Origin of the sequence: Vibrio sp. THAF64, assembly GCF_009363455.1 — a bacterium.
Lineage (GTDB): Bacteria > Pseudomonadota > Gammaproteobacteria > Enterobacterales > Vibrionaceae > Vibrio > Vibrio coralliilyticus.
Window position 1 is genome coordinate 663,067 of record NZ_CP045356.1, and the last position, 17,404, is coordinate 680,470.

The window sequence follows — 17,404 nt, forward strand, 5'->3', positions numbered from 1 at the left end:
TGCCTCGCACGGCGTTTTTCGTTCTATCTCACGTTTTCACCACTGAGCGTCTTTCTACGCCCCACACTCTCGCCAAAAGGAGGAGTCAAACCCCATCAACTTCCACTAGCCTTAAATCAACCTCAATAAGAATGGTTAGATTGTTGAATGAAGAAGTACAATATTTATCAGGTCTTTACCCGTCTGTTTGGCAACACGAATACCACCAATCAGCCATGGGGCAACATAGATACCAATGGGGTTGGCAAGTTCAGTCACTTTACTGAAAAGGCTTTAAATGAAATTCGTGATTTGGGCATCACACACATCTGGTTTACTGGCGTACCACATCATGCTCTAGTCAATGATTACACGCATGTAGGAATCGACAATGATCACCCTTCGGTTGTCAAAGGCCGTGCAGGCTCTCCTTACGCGGTAAAGGATTACTACTCGGTCAACCCAGATCTAGCTGATGATCCCAGTCGACGAAACCAGGAATTCGACGATTTAATCAGTCGCACCCACAATGCTGGCCTCAAAGTGATCATCGACATCGTACCTAATCATGTGGCTCGGGTTTATAAAGGGTTAAACAACCCTTCAGGTGTGGAAGATTTTGGAGCTCACGATGACACCAATGTCGGTTATCACAAAGACAACAACTTCTACTATATTCCAGATGCTCCTTTTGAACTGCCAAGCGAATTATCGCCTGAAAAGATCCTTGGAGGAGACGTGCATCCACACTTGGAGACGCCTTATCAGGAGTTTCCGGCGAAATGGACCGGCAATGGATCAAGGAAAGCTCAACCGTCCATTGATGATTGGTACGAGACAGTAAAAATCAATTATGGTGTTCGCCCTGACGGCAGCAAAGACTTTCCTATCTTGCCAGAGGAATACCGCTTTAAGCCTCATTCTGAGCACCATCAATTCTGGCAGGATAAATCCGTTCCCGATTCGTGGAAAAAGTTTCGGGATATCGCACTTTACTGGCTTGAAAAAGGCGTCGATGGCTTTCGTTACGATATGGCCGAAATGGTGCCTGTCGAGTTCTGGAGCTACCTCAACTCTTCGATAAAAATGGCTAATCAAGAAGCCTTTCTGATGGCTGAAGTCTATCAGCCGGAACTTTATCGCGACTATATCCAGCTCGGAAAAATGGATTACCTTTACGACAAGGTCGATCTCTATGACCAGTTGAAATCAATTATACAAGGTCATGGATCTACGCGAGAGATTGGCCGTATTGAGTATCAGCTGCGCGATATTGAGCACCATATGCTGCACTTTCTCGACAATCATGATGAACAGAGACTTGCTTCGCCTGAATTTTCGGGGTGTGCTCAAAAAGGCAAACCCGCCATGTTGGTGTCTACTTGCCTATCAAGTTCCCCTAGCATGATCTATTTTGGTCAGGAGGTCGGTGAACCTGGAGCGGAAATCGGTGGATTTGGTACACCTAGCCGTACGTCGATATTCGACTATGTGGGCGTCCCTCACCATCAGCGTTGGATGAACCATGGCGCTTTTGACGGAGGCCAACTGAGTGAGGATGAAAAAGCACTGAGAACCTTCTACCAAAAGCTGCTTAACCTGACGTTAAAAAGCCCTGCCCTATTGGGAGACTATCACGACCTTTACGCTGCGAACTTTGACAATTTCGGCGAAATGCAAGATCAGTTGTTCGCTTTCGCCAGAGCCAGTGAAGAACAAAAGCTGATTGTTGTTGCCAATTTCAGCGCACAACAAGGTAAACGAGTCGAACTGATTCTCCCTTACTCGCTCATTACTGACTGGCAGCTGCTTCCCGGACAATATCGTTGGATAGATAGGATGAGTGACTCGGAGTACACCCTGAATGTGACTCAAACATCAGCTTCCATTTCTATGCTGCTTTCCCCACTGGCAAGCCTGTTCCTTGAGCTTGTCACCCCTGATTCGGAACAAAAGTTATGACACATCCATTTATCTTTCATGGCCAAAGTAAAGACTGGTTTCGTGTTACCAATGGCACGCTAGCCCTCAAGCTGGTAATAGAAAAAGGCATTGAGTTGAACAAAGTCTTGGTCCGTCACGAACCTGACAATGAAGAGTATCTGGTAGAAATGCAGCCCGATGGTGAAACACATCATCTTACCTTCTGGACCGCATCAATCACTGCCAACTCAGACCAAGACCTCACTCGCTACGCGTTTAAGATTCTCATGCCCCAGCGTCAGCTTTGGCTAGATGCAAAAGGCCTCCATACACGTATGCCGCCAAGAGAAACCCACTTTAAGTTCAACTCTAAGCATCAGCCTCCGGCTTGGGTCAACAAGCAGGTGTTCTATCAGATATTTCCCGACCGATTCTGTAATGGAAACTCTGAGATCAGTGTTAAGACTGGCGAATACAAGGTTTCAGGAGGAACAAGAAACGTCGTTGCCAAACAATGGGGCGAACCTGTTGATGTGAGTAACGGTAATGCTGGCTGCGAGTTCTATGGCGGTGATTTGCACGGCGTTGAACAAAAGCTGGACTACCTTGAAACACTTGGCATCACTGCTTTGTATCTTAATCCCATTTTTGCCGCTCCGAGCAACCACAAGTACGATACCAGCGACTATTTGAATGTCGACCCACACCTTGGGAGCAACCAACATTTCGCCGAGCTCTGCCAACAAATCCATCAGCGCGATATAAAAATCATGTTGGATGCGGTTTTTAATCACACCTCAACAGAGCACCCATGGTTCAATCTGCAAGGTTTGCATTCCGAAGCGGGTGCCTACCAAGGAACTCACTCTGAATATCGCGATTACTACCTTTTTGAAGGAGAAAGTCAGCTCTATGAGGGGTGGAAAGGTATTAAGTCACTGCCTGTCCTCAATTTTGAAAACAGCCACGTAAGAAATTACATTTACCTCGGGGACGATGCTGTCATCAAACACTGGCTAAAACCGCCCTATTCTATTGATGGTTGGCGGTTCGACGTAATCCATATGCTCGGTGAAGGACAAGGTGCTAAGAATAACCAGCACTATGTCAAAGCGTTTCGCCAAGCGGCTAAATCCGTCAATCCTGATTGCTATGTTCTTGGTGAACATTTCTTTGAAGCCACTCAGTGGCTACAAGGCGATCAGGAAGACGGTGCGATGAATTACTATGGTTTCGCTCACCCACTGCGTGCCCTGCTTGCCAATCTCGACATTGCCTTTGATCCAATATCAATATCCGTACCTGAGTTTCTCAATTGGTTGTCCGAAGCCAGAGCGAAAGTTCCTTGGTTGAATCAACTTAGCCAGTTAAATCAATTAGACAGCCACGATACTGCGCGATTTATGGAGTTGGTTAAACATGATCCTAGGCTGTTCAGGCTGGCTGCAACTTTGTTGTTTAGCTACGTTGGCACACCTTGTCTCTATTACGGAACAGAACTAGGTATGGAGGGAAGTCATGATCCAGACAATCGACGATGTATGCCTTGGGACGAAGTAGACCACAACACCTATTTACCTTTTATCAAGCAACTGATTGAGATCCGTAAAACTCAACCTGCTCTACAAGAAGGTGATTTTTTGCTGCTTTACCAAGATGACACAAGCTTTGCCTATGCTCGTCAACTCACTGGACAATGTGTGATCGCGGCTTTCAATTTGGGGAATAATGTAAAGTCGCTCACCCTGCCTGTCTGGAAACTGAATATCACCATCCCAGCTTTCTTCAATGCCATGACAAAGCAGAAACTAGAGGCCAGTAACAGCGAAATCTCGATTAAGCTTGAGCCCGTCTCTTCAATTCTTATCGAAAACCAACGCTAATACACATCTTATAGAACCCGATTGCCCAGGTACCTCTGGGCAACGCTATTTAGTTTCAAATTTATTCTTATTAATAATCAATCTATTACCCTTCATATTTGCGATTTTTAATTTAAATTGCAAAAACAACAATTGCAATTGCAACTGTTGTTTTGTAAATTTAAATCATCCCATACAGATAAAGCAAAGGTAATTAAGATGAAAAACTGGATTCGAACAATACATAAAGCAGCCGCCTTAAGTGGCTTTATGATGATTCTAAGCTTCTTTACTAGCACGCTTTATGTGGAACTATTTGGCAGTCTTGCTCAGATAGCAAGCGTTAAGACATACATCTTCTATGCAATATGGTTTTTGATTCCAACCATGGCATTGGCGGGTATTACGGGGGCTAAGATGGCACCAAAGGTCACAAGAGGGCCGATTGCAGCAAAGAAAAAGCGCATGCCCTTTATTGCGTTGAATGGTTTGCTGGTTCTTACTCCTGCAGCCAGCTACCTTCACTATCTCGCAAACGCAGGGCAGTTTAACAGTACGTTTTACATCGTTCAGATTATCGAATTGATTGCGGGCTTTACCAACTTGATACTAATGAGCATGAGTATCCGAGACGTTATGAAGCAGAAAAAGCCCGCGCGATTAGCCTAAGCCATCAAGCGATGAATCTGCTCAATGGTATCTTGGGCAGATTCATAATCAACGGGGAGCTCGACCACACCATTGGCCGTCTCTATAAACAAGGATGGGAAACTATTCCCACCGATAGAGCGAGCGAAACTGAGCTCCTCCATAAATTGTTGGTTTAGAGCTTCAGACTGAAAATCTTGCAAGAACTGCGCTTCATCCAGCCCAATCTCCCCTGCTATCGCAATCAAAACTTCACTGTCACTCGGGTTTCGTGCTTGAAGGTAATAAGCGTGCTGAATGGCGCGTAGCATCTCTTTCTCCGCTCCCTGCTTACGTGCCGCTAACGCTGCTCGACAAGAAGGATAAGTTGAGCGCTTAGGGGTGTTTTTTGTCCAGAAGTCATAGTTGAACTCAGTGCCCAAATAGTTTTCGATCTTTTTCCAATATGAGGCAATTTGTTCACGCATGGCGATGGGCATAGGCTCCATAGAGTCTGGCGCCAACCCTCCAACCACATATTGCACTGTCACCTCATCAGCTAACGCACTCTGGATTTTTTCCCAAGTGGGTTTATAACCCCAACACCAAGAACACATAGGGTCGTAAACGTAGTAGAGTTTGGCAGCTTGCATAAGTTCATCCTTATAGTGAGTAGCGAATCAGGGTCTACATCACCAATTCGTCTATTTCCTTTAACCCCATAGAGGTAATTGTTACCTCTGCTTGATCGAGATCATTTTAACAAAGTGATTACATCATTTATGTTGACATAATGTTACGGAGGTTAACAAGAGGGATGCCCATGGAACTGAAAAAAGACCCAAGATGTTACACTGATGTTTGTGTAGGTGGTAAATGGTTTCACCATGATCACTGTACCAGTAAAGCGTATATGCTCAAGGGCGGCGCAGACGTGAGTGTGGAATTTAACAAAATACCTGAAACAGAAGACGAACTTATTGAACTGTTAGTTCAGAGTGTTTAAACAACAAGCGCTTAGCAACCCCCATTGCTAAGCGCTTGTTTTTTTTATCTGTCTATTTATTGATTGCGAGGTAAGTACCAGCAGCAATCATCACGCCACCAGCCCCTTGATTCAGCTTGCGTTGAGCACTTGGAGTTTTCAACACTTTAACCAGTCGCCCTGCACCAATCGCTATCATCATTAACCCTGTCATCAGAGCAACAATGCTTAATACCGCAGCCAGTGCAATATCCTGACTATTAAGAACGGTTAAGTCCATAAACGTTGGCAGGAATGAAATATAGAATAGGATCACTTTAGGGTTTGAAGCCGAGATCAGAAAGCCCTGTACAAATCCGGCGATATGAGACGGAGCTTTTGGTGTTTGATCCTGTTGAATCGCTTCACTGGCCTGAGGCAGTGCTTTGATCATCTTATAACCGAGATAGATGAGGTAAGCCGCACCGACGTAACGAATCACCACAAACAGCGTTGCCCAGTTTTCAGCTATTGCGGCCAAACCCAAGCAGGCTAAAAGGAGATAGATAACGTCGCTGGCAACCATTCCAGCAGAAAGAGAAATACAGTGTTTTGCGCCTGAAACCATAGCACGAGCAACGATGGCAAATACGCCCGGCCCAGGTGTGATGCTAAAGATCAACATAGCGATAAAGAAGGTGATCGCACTTTCAACGGTCATGGCTGTGCCTCATACATAGTGGGTTACTGAAAAGTAACATTATTGTATAAAAATACAATCGCCTTGCAGCATTCAAACCCACTATAATTTTAGCCAACTGGCATACTCAGGATCCGTATCTTTTAGATCCATGTAAATCCAGACCATGCGATCGACAAACCATGCTTTGAATGCCATTACCCAGAAATTCCCCAATACGACGATACCAACATCCAAGGTATACAAACCGTATATCAGAATAGGTACACCAAGCGCAGAAAGCGTACTCAGCAGGTTACACATCCTCAGATGGTGCCCCGGTATCTTAACTTTTGATCGTTGCAAATAAATCCGCTCTCCGAAGGTTCCGATAGACGCCCAACTGTTAGTGTTTTTTGGCGCTGAGAAAACGCGAGGGTTGAGCCAGACCCAAGCAATAGAGATAAAAATCGGGAGTGTCGACCAGACGCCGATCCATTCTTTTGACCAAATCGATAATGAGAGCAGCGGCAATATCGTAAATCGAGAATAAACGCTGAGCGGACTCGCATGTCGCTGCCACGCCTCTTCATCCATTCCCATCATTTTCTCAGTCCACTTAAAGATATCCACTTTTGATCTCCTTCCATTACCACATACTGGTAAATTTGCTTTGCATCGCTCTGCTGATGGGAATGCTGTCGTCACCAATTACCGCAACCATTTTACCGGTAAAATCTTTCTTCACTTTGTCTATCATCGAGACGTTAACCACACTCGAGCGGTGCACTTGCCAAAACAAATCCGGATCAAGCTGAGCCAGTAGTTCCTTAAGTGACGTTCGCAGCACATACTCAACTTTGTTGCCCTGTTCTCGTTTGTACAGAGAGACGTATTTGTCTTCCGCTTTGAAGTAAAGCACCTCAGACAAAGCAATGAGGTGGATCTCTTCACCTTTGCTTGCTCTAATCCAACTTAAGTATTTCGGCTGAGCGGGCGCGTTGAGCTGCTGAATCTGATTCAACAAAGTACCAAGCTCTGTCGCGGGTTCAGCACTGCTTAGCCGCGCTTTCAGTTTTTCAACGCATTGGATAAGGCGAGAATCAGAGACAGGTTTAAGCAGGTAATCCACCGCATTAGTTTCAAAAGCTTGGACAGCGTATTCGTCATACGCCGTTACAAACACAATATGAAGTTGGCAATCACGCTTAGAGAGCTTCTTTGCCAGTGACATACCATCCAGCCCGGGCATTTTTATATCCAGAAATACCACTTGAGGCTGATGTTGCTCGATCATTTCAAGGGCTTGTTCACCATTCGCAGCCTGCCCGACAATATCGAGTTCAGGCCAATACTCAGCAAGCGCCTGATTAAGATGACGGCGCAGCAACGGCTCATCGTCGGCAATGACTGCCGTAAGAAGATCAGTTTGCATCCATGTTTTCCTCAAGTTTCTCCAATGAGCGACGTTGTACAGACAACTGAGCAATCACACCACCCGATGCATTCTCTTTCAGGTTCAGTGACGCATGTTGACCAAACAAAGTGGTGAGCCGATGACGAATATTGTCCAGCCCAATACCTTGCCCAGCATGACTAGGCGTATCGCTAAAACCAATCCCGTTGTCGATAACAGAAATGGTCACACTATCCTGATTTTCAGCAACCTCTACTGTTATTTTTCCACCGACAGAGCTGGGCTCAATGCCATGTTGTACTGCGTTCTCCACTAGCGGTTGAACCAACAGAGGCGGTATATTGAGGTCCCCCAAACAATGGTCGGAGATTTCATAATTCAAGCGTTCTCCGAGCCGTATTTTTTGAATGGCAAGGTAAGCATCCACCAGCTCTAATTCGCCTTTTAAGGTCGTGTTGTACTGACGACTGCGTTGTAACGTCCCGCGTAATAGCTCGGTCAGTTTCTCCAGCATCAGCTTGGCATTTGTCGCATCGCTATCTATCAATACGCTAATGTTAGCCAGTGTATTAAACAAGAAGTGGGGTTCAATCTGACTTTGCAGCTGCTTCAGTTGGCTTAGTAGCAGTGCTTTCTCCTGCTCCGTTTGAATACGGCGAGCCCGTTCCAGCTCCTTTTGAGTCTGCAGCTTTTGCTCATGCGTATAGAAATACAGAAAACAAGCCGCTGAGAAAATAAACCCAAGAATGATTACCGGCTTCATCTGGCTGAAGTCGGCAAACTTGTCGTATTTGCTTAACCAATAGTAGGCATTGGTCGTACCAAACACCATTGAAGCGCCAATAGACAACATGCTCAGCTGACGCCGAGTCCAATGCTCACTCGTCCACTGCAATAAATGAGAGCTCAATACTGCGCTATATCCGTAGCCGAAACTGATAAGAATATGCTCCCAAAACGGGCTCGGCCAGATGGCATGTGTTGCGAATGCGATGATGAGGCAAAAAACTGAGGTAAACACCAAACTCTTCAATACGTCTGTTAAACGAGTAGCAAAGTCAGTCATCAAAATTTCCCTTTTAGATTTATAAAAATCATACGCTTATCTGATAGATTTGCATATACGGAGTCATGTCTTCCCGTCATAAAACGGGCTGCAAGTTCAACGTCGACCGAAGTCTGCCCCGAGTCATAAGCACTGTAATTAATCCACTGTGTTGCAATGACACCGCCGTCTTGTGGCGATAATAAGAGATCAAAAGTTGGCTCTACATTCTCCAGCCATAAGGCATTTTTACTCCATTGCCACTGACCCCAGCTAGTGGGATTCAAACTCCAATGAAACATGACGTTATGCTGCGCCAGATTGATATGGTTGAGCCCCTGAGCGTACGAATGCGATAGACCAGCGGTGTTGGCGCTTTCTGATAAAGCAGTCGCTCTTTCCAGTCCCTGACGCCAATCTTCTTTGCTCCACGCCCGATTGTCATACCAATATTCAACAATGATTTGATTGCCGGCTTGGCTCGCCCAATTAAGCCCAACCAAACCTTGAAAGCCACTACTTTTGTTAGCAAGAGTTACGGGTGAGTAGAGCCCTTGCTGCTCAAACCCTAGATAATCCCTCTGGTACACAAAAGAAGCGTGGTATGCCCATGACGCATCATAAACAGACACCATGGAGCCACCAATTAAACCCTGTCTCACGTCGTCATAGTAAGCAATGCCCTGCCATTCCGTCTCATCTGCCAACCAGTAACGACGCAGACCAATGCCCTGTTGCTCAGTTCTCTGTTCGAGCTCGCTAGACTCTTGCTTTGTCCAACTGGAGTCGCTGTAAAGCAAACTCCACTCTCCCGAAGGATCAAAGTATGACGCCATTGCGACACCTGCGCCCTCCTCTACCTGAATTCCCACTGGGTTACGCCGATAAGGTTTGAACAAATCTAAAGGACGATATCCATACCCTACTCCCCAATCGAGGCGGATTTTACCCAGCGTCATATCAATCGGTAGTACGCCAGTCTCCCAGACGCCTTGCCAAAAAAACTCCTGAACAATCAACTCATTGTCAGTTGAATCGGATGAGTTGCTCGACGCTAGTTGACTACTCTTTGCTGCTAACAGGCCGCTCCAATTTTGCCACTCGGCTTGCACACGAAGCAATGCGTCTAGCTGCTCAGTGTGCGACGCCGTATGCGGTTCAAACCAGACGGAGTCTCTGTGCTGACTCTGGCTAACACTAACCGTCCAGTCCCAGTTGAAACTTGGCTGAGCAAGGCCACTGCCTGAAACCATTGCCGCCAACGCGAAAATCAAACGGTAAGTCACGTTACAGCTCCGACAGTGCGTTACGCGTCAAAAATGCCGGAATATAGTATTTATCTTCAAGTTGATGAGCCGTCACTTGCTGATATTCAATGACCGTTTTCTTCGCTGGCTGAATCTTGTCAATCAAGGTCATGCTCACGACTCTTGACTGGCCATCGCGCTCACCCTGTTCAAACAATGCCTGCTTAGCCAGCTTGCCAGATTTTAAGTACAAATCGGCTTTGATCGGGAAATCGCTCTCCGATTCCAACCATAATTCGATGCGATCGTAACTCGCACCTTGAGTTACAGACTGCAGAGAAAGCTGGTTTGCCAGCACTGCCCGCTCATTGATGGTCAAGGTTTCCTGAGCCGTCAGCGTCGCTCGGTAGTCCTGACTCCAAGTGAGAGTAGAAACATCGCCAACGGAGGCTTCACCGAGTAGCTTTTGCATTGGTGTTATACGGATCGGGCGACGACTTTTAGGCATCACTAGCCAATAGTTGTCTCCCAACATCAGCATCTTTTGCCCCGATTCAACTGGTGACTTAAACACAACCAAAGACTCGCGTTCGGGGCGCGTATAAACATTGTATTGGCGTGTTTTATCCAGCTCTCCGTTTTTATACAAGGTAACGAGAGACACCACTTTGGCGGACGCTGTATCAAGGCGGTAGGCATCTGCATTTTTGACCATGGTTGCCGTGTCATTAGCAAACACACCAGCACTCAACAGACTCAATGCGATGACGATAGAAAGTGATTTAAACATAGGTCAATGCCTCCGTTATCGGCTTATTGACACCCTTTCGGGCGGAAAGAAACGCAGCGAAAATACAAATTGCCATGACACCCAATGCGCTGTAACTCAGTAGCTCGGGTGAAAAATAGATATTGAGTGGATAACCGTCGGTTCGACCCGGTGGTGGTGGCATTTGCACATCCACCACCATCAGGACAATACTGGTGACGGCTGTTAGAAGCCCACCTAAGAGTGTGCCAATGCCAGCCAACAATGCGGCTTCGCGCACAAAGCCCGCCACGATTTCCGCAGGATATGTGCCTAACGCGGACAAGGTTCCGATTTCTCGCGTTCTTTCCGTCACCGACATCGTCATGGTGTTAAACAGGGCAACGAACACCACCAGCGACATCACCGCCCCCATAATGCCGAAGATTCGATCGTATAAATCTTTCACTTTGGTGTAGAAAAAGGCTCTTTGCTGCCACGGCGTGACTTCCAGTGCTTGGCTATGTAGCAAAGAAGCGAGTTGTTCTTCCACCCAACTCTGAAGCTTCAACGTGTTTTGTGTTTCGTAGAGGAAGACCGACAAAGTACTCACTTTGTCACTCACCAATAGTTCCTGTACCGATTCAATATGCAGGTATAGCTGGCGCTTATCTAAGTCCGGTACACCCGTTGAATAGATACCATGAACTTTAAAATCGAGCGCATTCAGCGCGCCGTCGCTCGTCGTCGCAAGCACGGCGATCCAGTCACCAATTGATACGTTGAGGTTACGGGCCAAATCGACGCCCAGCATCACCTCAGGCTCCGAGGGTTGATACCGCGAAGAGCGAATATCAGACAAAGTTTTACCCTGACGCACGTCGAGAAACGGCCCCTTCATATCGAACTCACGTTCATTCACGCCAGTACCGACAAAAATGGTCGATTTATTGCCATTTGAGACCAGCCCTGTGAACTCAATCCTAGGCTGAATGCCTCGTATATCCGGATTCGATATCAGTTGCTTGTAGATCGCAGCGCTGTCTTCCAGACCATTCGTCAATGGCATGTCTTCATCTTTCTCAAAAAATCCGGGAATGCTGATTGTCAGATGCCCCGTATCCCGCGCCGTTGATTCTTGGAGTGATTCATAGGTGTAAAGCCCAAACCCACCCGCTGACGTCAAAGCAAAAACGGCAATCGTGATAATAAGAGCGGACAGCACACTGCGACGACGATTTCGCAGCAAATTCAGATACGCTATGCGCACTGATTGAGGAACTAACTGGCCCATTTCATCGCCTCCTCGCTTATTCTGCCATCCACCAGTGAGAGGGGGCGGTCACATTGATTCGCCATTCTTTGGTCATGAGTGGCGACAATGAAGGTTGTTCCCAATTCATGCCCGAGGGTTTTCATCAGTTCAATCACACGCTGCGCGGTATGGCTATCCAGACTGGCGGTTGGCTCATCGGCAATAACAAGTTTGGGTTGATGAACCAGCGCCCGTGCAATGGCGACGCGCTGTTGTTGACCACCCGAGAGATGATCAGGTCGATGGTGAGCAAACTCTTCCAGCCCCACTTTGCCAAGCATTTCCATGGCGAGCCGTTGCTGCTGTTTGGCAGAGTATCCGTTCAACATTAGTGGGTACGCCACGTTTTCCCATGCACTCATTACGGGAACCAAGTTAAAGCGCTGGAATACAAAACCCATGCTGGTTCGCCTCAATTGCGCCGATTGTTGTGGCTCTTTCGGGTATAACGAGCCATCGAACATAACCTGACCTTCATACTCACTATCAAGCAAACCCAGAATATTCAGCAACGTGCTTTTGCCAGAGCCTGACGGGCCACAAAGCGCGACCATTTCACCATTACTGATTTCGCCAGTGACGTTGCTGAGAGCCTCCACTCGCTGCTGACCGAGTTGGTACCGCTTGGCTAGATTTTGAAACTGCAACATGCTCTCTCCTTAGGCGTTATTGGCCATCGCTATCGCTTGTAACGTCATCGGATGTTGGGCATTGAGCGTTGACATTTCCTGTGCCCATTTTTGTGCCTGTATGCTGTCTTCTGCACGTATGGCGGCCTGAATGGCGTAGATGTAAACCCAGGCAATCGCATCAAAGGATTGAGACCTAAAAGCCTGCTCAGAGAGAAGCCCCGAATACAGTTCATAACCACGTTCGAAATGATTAAACATGTCGGGCAATGATGTATAAGTCGTCGCCGCAACGGCTCTTGCCAATAGGGACTCTGGTAGCCCCTGACGAATCTCTTGCAGTGGAACAGGCGTTGTATCATCCGATAGCATATCCAACCCTTTGGCAATCGTACCGAGCCCTTGCTCGACGTATTTCATCTTGTTCCAAGGAAGAAAAGCATCGCGTCCCATCAAGGTTTGTGAGCTACCGAGATAGACCAATGTCAGAGCATCACCGCCTTGTCTTTCGATCTGACCTTGCAGCTGCTCATAAACGGATTCAACCTTATCTTCATCGCCTTGAGCGGCTTGATTATATTGCTCTATTAACTTGTCACTTGGCGCTGCGACCGCTTGAGCGCTAACCAGTAAACACAGACCTAACTGATGCGTTAGTTTCATTTTGTCGTTCCTTCTTCTTAGCTGATGTTCAAAGGTTAATCAGCGATGAGCAAGGCTGCTTGGGTATGCGACGAACGGTGGTTGGAAGACGTGAATGGTAAAAATAGAGCGTGAATGGTGAGATTTTGTTCAGCCTCTGCGGCTTATCTGGAAATCAACGGCTATGATCGTTAAAGTAGCGCCATGATTAGTTATCGCATTGAAATTCAATGTGACGAGAGAGAAGAAATTATGTTTAGTGATGATCGCATCATTGATAATCTCGAAGAGCTAGAAGCTTTTCTTATTGCTGTCGAAAACGGCAGTTTTGGTCTGGAAGGCATTGCAGGTATCGCCCTTGCAACGAACAATGCTGATGGCCGCCACTTTGTGGCAGTGTTGGATGATAACCACCAGCTGCTGCTAGCTCGTTGGGTAACAGACGAAATCTTCAAAACAGGTCAGGATTTAGTCCGCAACGGGCCGAAGAAAAGCCATTAAAAAAGCCCGCAATTGCGGGCTTTTTTAATTCAGATGCTGAGGCAAGGTTAACTCAGGCCTCCAAAGCAAAGGTATTTCAAATCCATGTACTCATCGATCCCCTGTTTGGCTCCTTCTCGGCCAATACCGGATTGTTTGACGCCGCCAAATGGCGCGACTTCTGATGAGATAATCCCATCATTAATTCCAACCATTCCGTATTCAAGCGCTTCAGCCACCTTCCAGATACGACGAATATTATCACTGTAGAAGTAAGCCGCCAGACCATAGATGGTGTCATTCGCCATCTCAATCAACTCTTCATCGCTCTCAAACGCCAAGACTGGCGCCACAGGGCCAAAAATCTCTTTGGAGACAATATCCATTTCTTGAGTCACGTTCTTCAGGATAACCGGAGCGATAAACTGACCAGATTGAGGCACTATAGGTGAAACAGGCTGCGCCCCTTGCTCAATCGCCCCTTGAATTAAACCCTCAATACCCTCTTTGGCGACTTGGCTAATGACAGGCCCAATATTCACGCCTTCGTCCAAGCCGTTACCAAGTTTGAGCTGTTTTACTGCATCATCAAATTTAGCCACAAATTCATCGTATACATTGCGATGAACGTAGAAGCGATTGGCGCACACACAAGTCTGGCCTGCATTACGAAATTTAGAAGCCACAGCTCCAGCAACAGCAGCGTCTATATCTGCATCATCAAATACGATGAAAGGGGCGTTACCACCCAACTCCATTGAAGTGCGTTTAATATCGTGGGCACTTTGCTGCATCAGGAGACTGCCGACACGAGTTGAACCCGTGAAAGACAGTTTGCGAATCAGTGGATGAGAGGTAAACAGCGCCCCAACTTCTGGCGCACTTTCACCTACAACCACTTGTAATACATCGCGAGGAATACCCGCCTGATAGGCCAGTTCCACTACCGCAAACGCAGACAACGGCGTCAGTTCAGCGGGTTTCACCACAAAGCTACAACCTGCGGCAAGCGCGGGAGCGGCTTTGCGAGTAATCATCGCTATCGGAAAATTCCACGGCGTAATCGCACTCGCTACACCGACTGGCTGCTTAATGGTCACCATACGCTTGTCCGGTGTTGGTGCTGGAATGGTTTCGCCATAAGTGCGTTTTGCTTCTTCAGCGAACCACTCAACAAAGCTCGCGCCATAGAGCACTTCACCTTTCGCTTCCGCTAGTGGCTTGCCTTGTTCTAGGGTCATTAAACGGCTGAGGTCATCTTGGTTTTCAACCAGTAATCGAAACCAACCTTGGAGGATGGCAGCTCGCTGCTTGCCAGTCAGCTTGGCCCACTCTTTCTGAGCGTTATGAGCCCGAACGATTCCCTGTTCGATTTCCTCCTGAGTGGAAACCGGTGCATAACCCAGCAGCTCTTGTGTCGCGGGGTTATAAACCGCGATACTTCTGTCCTGATCCGACACCATAAAAGACACTAAACTCTGATTACCTATTTGCTGCATTGTGATTACCTTGTTCTTCGCCTATTGAGGATTGGGCTGTGAATACTGGTGATTTTCTGACGATGAAAAACTGCTCACGCTAGGAAATAAAGCCCACGGTTTGTGTGCCTCTAGAATTACATACGTTTGAGGGGTTTAACAACACTATCTAGGTCTTCAATGTTCAAAGAGAAACATAGTTGAGGTCACTGATCCAGTTCACTAGTTGGTCTGCGTTGTTTATCAAACCAAAGTAAAGAGCTTTCTTTGAGGAGTTTTTGCTGCAACTCAAGATTGGACAAAAGCTTGTTAGAGCAATGAACCTAATTCAATCGGAATTGATGAGAGAAATTACTTTGCCCCCTTAAACGTTTCTATGTTTATTTCTTTTGATGATACGCGAGCATTTCCGGGGTGTTCTTCAAACCCGGTATCTTGTGATAATTTTGAACTGCTCGATCTAAGAGTTGTCTTGCCTGTTTCTTTAAATCAAGTTCAACAGTGAGATCCTCTTTACCGTTGATATGTTTAACAGTGTTTTTCGCATTCAACACTGTTTTATCTAAAACTGAGTTTTTCGGTGTATCTGTATTCAGTACTTGCTGCCACCATGTGCGCATTTGGCGAAATAAAGCGTCTTTAGAATTTTCTTTATCATGAAGAGCAACGATCTTACCTAGCATCTCTTCTGCGGCACCTGCTAAGTGGATGACTGAAGCCATATTTTCATTTTTTACGTACAGCGATAGTGCAAGATTAAGATGTTCTATAGCTAAATCTTGCTTGTTGTAAGTTTCTAAATTACCTCGAATATCTTCCAATTTTCCTCCGTGTAAACATGACCCTTTGTTAACTTGTGAGCGATACAACACCAGTGTTAATACAGAGCAGAGTCGATCTCGGCAAGGTAAACACTACGACAATTAACGATTCTCGAGTTATGTTCGTCTCACTCTATTGCTTTGACTTCATAAAAGTCGAGCTCTGATAATTTTCCGTCGAGCCAAAAGAAATCATTACTAGCTGGATAATCTAGTCTTGCGTTTGCGAAACTACACAATTTATCAAGAACCTTTCTTAACGCCATAATAGACATCCCAGTGCCATCAGCAATAATTGGGAACACATGCCAACTGTCTTGGTCAATCTGAATGGACACGGAATGATTGCTATTACCTTTGGCGTTAATACCATACGCTCGACATGTATCTCTGAAGCTTTTATGAAGATGAATTACATGCTGCTTGTCCCCAGAGTCTCCAATGTGCTTTACCCAATTTTCAAAACTACCGTAAGTCATTTCTTGACCTTTGAGAAAAGAAACTAGTCCACCGAGAGGACTTACGTTTTCCATATCGCGATCAAAAACCATATTGTAAGGCGTATTTTGGGGGAACAACCAACGATACAATGCATCAGAATCAACTTCTATATCAAGAAACTCATTCTTAGTAACTCTGTCACACAGCACAGCGAATTGCTGTTTATGAAGATAATAATTACTAGCTGTGTTTTGGATTTGAGTCTCGAACAACTGCCTCTCAGACTGAATCATCTTACTCGAAGCCTTAATCAGTCCCAAAACAGGTATCAATGCAGCCAATGTAAGAAGAGGGATTTTTAACACCTCTCCAAAAAAGTAGTTCACTCCAGAGACACTAAGATCAACTGGTTTAGAAAAGGCATCAACAAGCACGATTGATAGTAAGCAAAGGACTAGAGCTGCTCCGATAGAAAGTATCAGAATGAACATTTTTTCTAGCCTACTTTGTTTCAAATCGAGAGCTTTTCTCTGCGCCTTAGTATCCATATATAAGTACAACCCAATGAGTTATAGAGGTGGTATCTGACTTTCTACTTTCAAGATTACCTTTGATAAAGATTATAATTTATCAGTAACTTACGAACTATAGCTAAATGGTAAGCCCCAACTCATTAGACATTACACCGATAAGAAAAAGTAAGTCAAACCACCACAATATGATTCATGAGGTTGAGCGGTTATGGCACGGAACAGGGCAAAAAAGAGTCAGCCTAACAGGCTGACTCTTTTGAATAGAAACAGGATTTATCTTGGGAGAGGTTAAGGATATTGTGGCAGGTTACATCCGCCGATTATTTGGACTGATGACCACTCTTCTTCGCAAACTTTTGCATCGCCTCAGCAAAGGTTGTTGTTTTACCTTTCGCTTGAACCTGCACTACTTTATAGCCCATCTTTTCTAACGCTTGGCGCTCTGCCAAAACGGCTTTGTCATCTTGCTGGCTACCTTCAGCAGGTTGATGAATGTAACATCCCTCAAGTTGGCCATCTTCGACCAGTTGGTGGTGTCTCAATGCTTCGATATCAAAATTCATAGTCAGTCTTT

General features: G+C 46.0%; 19 protein-coding genes. 5 read left to right on the plus strand and 14 right to left on the minus strand.

Annotation, left to right across the window (positions count from 1 at the left end; genetic code table 11):
- Positions 1-147: 147 nt before the first annotated feature.
- From FIU99_RS19560 to FIU99_RS19570, 3 genes are all read left to right on the plus strand, one after another.
- A complete protein-coding gene (locus FIU99_RS19560) occupies positions 148-1,941 on the plus strand; it encodes an alpha-amylase family glycosyl hydrolase (RefSeq protein WP_152472508.1) in 1,794 nt (597 codons plus the stop codon).
- A complete protein-coding gene (gene malZ, locus FIU99_RS19565; protein ID WP_152472509.1) occupies positions 1,938-3,785 on the plus strand; it encodes a maltodextrin glucosidase in 1,848 nt (615 codons plus the stop codon). Before FIU99_RS19560 ends, malZ begins: the two co-directional genes overlap by 4 nt.
- Before the next feature lie 198 nt (positions 3,786-3,983).
- Positions 3,984-4,433: a hypothetical protein gene (locus tag FIU99_RS19570; RefSeq protein WP_152472510.1), complete on the plus strand. Its 450-nt coding sequence runs from the start codon at positions 3,984-3,986 to the stop codon at positions 4,431-4,433.
- Here the strand turns inward: FIU99_RS19570 and FIU99_RS19575 are convergent.
- Positions 4,430-5,044, minus strand: a complete 615-nt coding sequence (locus FIU99_RS19575) for a DsbA family protein (RefSeq protein ID WP_152472511.1) — start codon at positions 5,042-5,044, stop codon at positions 4,430-4,432. The genes FIU99_RS19570 and FIU99_RS19575 overlap by 4 nt on opposite strands.
- Before the next feature lie 170 nt (positions 5,045-5,214).
- On the opposite strand from FIU99_RS19575, the gene FIU99_RS19580 reads away from it, so the two are divergent.
- A complete protein-coding gene (locus tag FIU99_RS19580) occupies positions 5,215-5,397 on the plus strand; it encodes a hypothetical protein (protein ID WP_006960472.1) in 183 nt (60 codons plus the stop codon).
- 52 nt (positions 5,398-5,449) lie between these two features.
- Here the strand turns inward: FIU99_RS19580 and FIU99_RS19585 are convergent, their stop codons facing one another.
- From FIU99_RS19585 to FIU99_RS19625, 9 genes are all read right to left on the minus strand, one after another.
- The gene (locus FIU99_RS19585) at positions 5,450-6,076 is read right to left on the minus strand and encodes a LysE family translocator (protein ID WP_006960471.1); all 627 of its coding nucleotides are present in this window, start codon (positions 6,074-6,076) and stop codon (positions 5,450-5,452) included.
- 81 nt (positions 6,077-6,157) lie between these two features.
- Positions 6,158-6,667, minus strand: coding sequence for a DUF6653 family protein (locus FIU99_RS19590; RefSeq protein WP_039951920.1), 510 nt, complete (start codon positions 6,665-6,667; stop codon positions 6,158-6,160).
- 16 nt (positions 6,668-6,683) lie between these two features.
- Entirely contained in the window at positions 6,684-7,469 is a 786-nt protein-coding gene (locus tag FIU99_RS19595; RefSeq protein WP_006960468.1) for a LytTR family DNA-binding domain-containing protein, read from the minus strand.
- Positions 7,459-8,517 (minus strand): sensor histidine kinase, encoded by a 1,059-nt coding sequence (locus FIU99_RS19600; protein WP_006960467.1) that lies wholly within the window; start codon positions 8,515-8,517, stop codon positions 7,459-7,461. Before FIU99_RS19600 ends, FIU99_RS19595 begins: the two co-directional genes overlap by 11 nt.
- The gene (locus FIU99_RS19605; RefSeq protein WP_050778628.1) at positions 8,517-9,749 is read right to left on the minus strand and encodes a hypothetical protein; all 1,233 of its coding nucleotides are present in this window, start codon (positions 9,747-9,749) and stop codon (positions 8,517-8,519) included. The genes FIU99_RS19600 and FIU99_RS19605 overlap by 1 nt, the downstream gene beginning before the upstream one ends.
- A 34-nt stretch (positions 9,750-9,783) precedes the next feature.
- Positions 9,784-10,533, minus strand: coding sequence for an outer membrane lipoprotein-sorting protein (locus FIU99_RS19610; RefSeq protein ID WP_006960465.1), 750 nt, complete (start codon positions 10,531-10,533; stop codon positions 9,784-9,786).
- A complete protein-coding gene (locus tag FIU99_RS19615; protein WP_152472512.1) occupies positions 10,526-11,785 on the minus strand; it encodes an FtsX-like permease family protein in 1,260 nt (419 codons plus the stop codon). Before FIU99_RS19615 ends, FIU99_RS19610 begins: the two co-directional genes overlap by 8 nt.
- Positions 11,773-12,456 (minus strand): ABC transporter ATP-binding protein, encoded by a 684-nt coding sequence (locus FIU99_RS19620; RefSeq protein ID WP_152472513.1) that lies wholly within the window; start codon positions 12,454-12,456, stop codon positions 11,773-11,775. The genes FIU99_RS19615 and FIU99_RS19620 overlap by 13 nt, the downstream gene beginning before the upstream one ends.
- 9 nt (positions 12,457-12,465) lie before the next feature.
- A complete protein-coding gene (locus tag FIU99_RS19625) occupies positions 12,466-13,098 on the minus strand; it encodes a hypothetical protein (protein WP_006960462.1) in 633 nt (210 codons plus the stop codon).
- 231 nt (positions 13,099-13,329) lie between these two features.
- Between FIU99_RS19625 and FIU99_RS19630 the strand changes: the two genes are divergently transcribed.
- Entirely contained in the window at positions 13,330-13,578 is a 249-nt protein-coding gene (locus FIU99_RS19630; protein ID WP_006960461.1) for a hypothetical protein, read from the plus strand.
- A 47-nt stretch (positions 13,579-13,625) separates the two neighbouring features.
- Here the strand turns inward: FIU99_RS19630 and FIU99_RS19635 are convergent, their stop codons facing one another.
- The 4 genes from FIU99_RS19635 to FIU99_RS19650 all read right to left on the minus strand — a co-directional run bounded on the left by FIU99_RS19635 (position 13,626) and on the right by FIU99_RS19650 (position 17,393).
- Positions 13,626-15,056 (minus strand): NAD-dependent succinate-semialdehyde dehydrogenase, encoded by a 1,431-nt coding sequence (locus tag FIU99_RS19635; protein WP_152472514.1) that lies wholly within the window; start codon positions 15,054-15,056, stop codon positions 13,626-13,628.
- Positions 15,057-15,415: 359 nt separating this feature from the next.
- A complete protein-coding gene (locus FIU99_RS19640) occupies positions 15,416-15,856 on the minus strand; it encodes a hypothetical protein (RefSeq protein ID WP_152472515.1) in 441 nt (146 codons plus the stop codon).
- 128 nt (positions 15,857-15,984) lie between these two features.
- On the minus strand, positions 15,985-16,845 hold the full coding sequence (locus FIU99_RS19645) for a hypothetical protein (RefSeq protein ID WP_152472516.1): 861 nt from the start codon (positions 16,843-16,845) through the stop codon (positions 15,985-15,987).
- A gap of 305 nt (positions 16,846-17,150) precedes the next feature.
- Positions 17,151-17,393, minus strand: coding sequence for a hypothetical protein (locus tag FIU99_RS19650; RefSeq protein ID WP_006960457.1), 243 nt, complete (start codon positions 17,391-17,393; stop codon positions 17,151-17,153).
- Positions 17,394-17,404 lie beyond the last annotated feature (11 nt).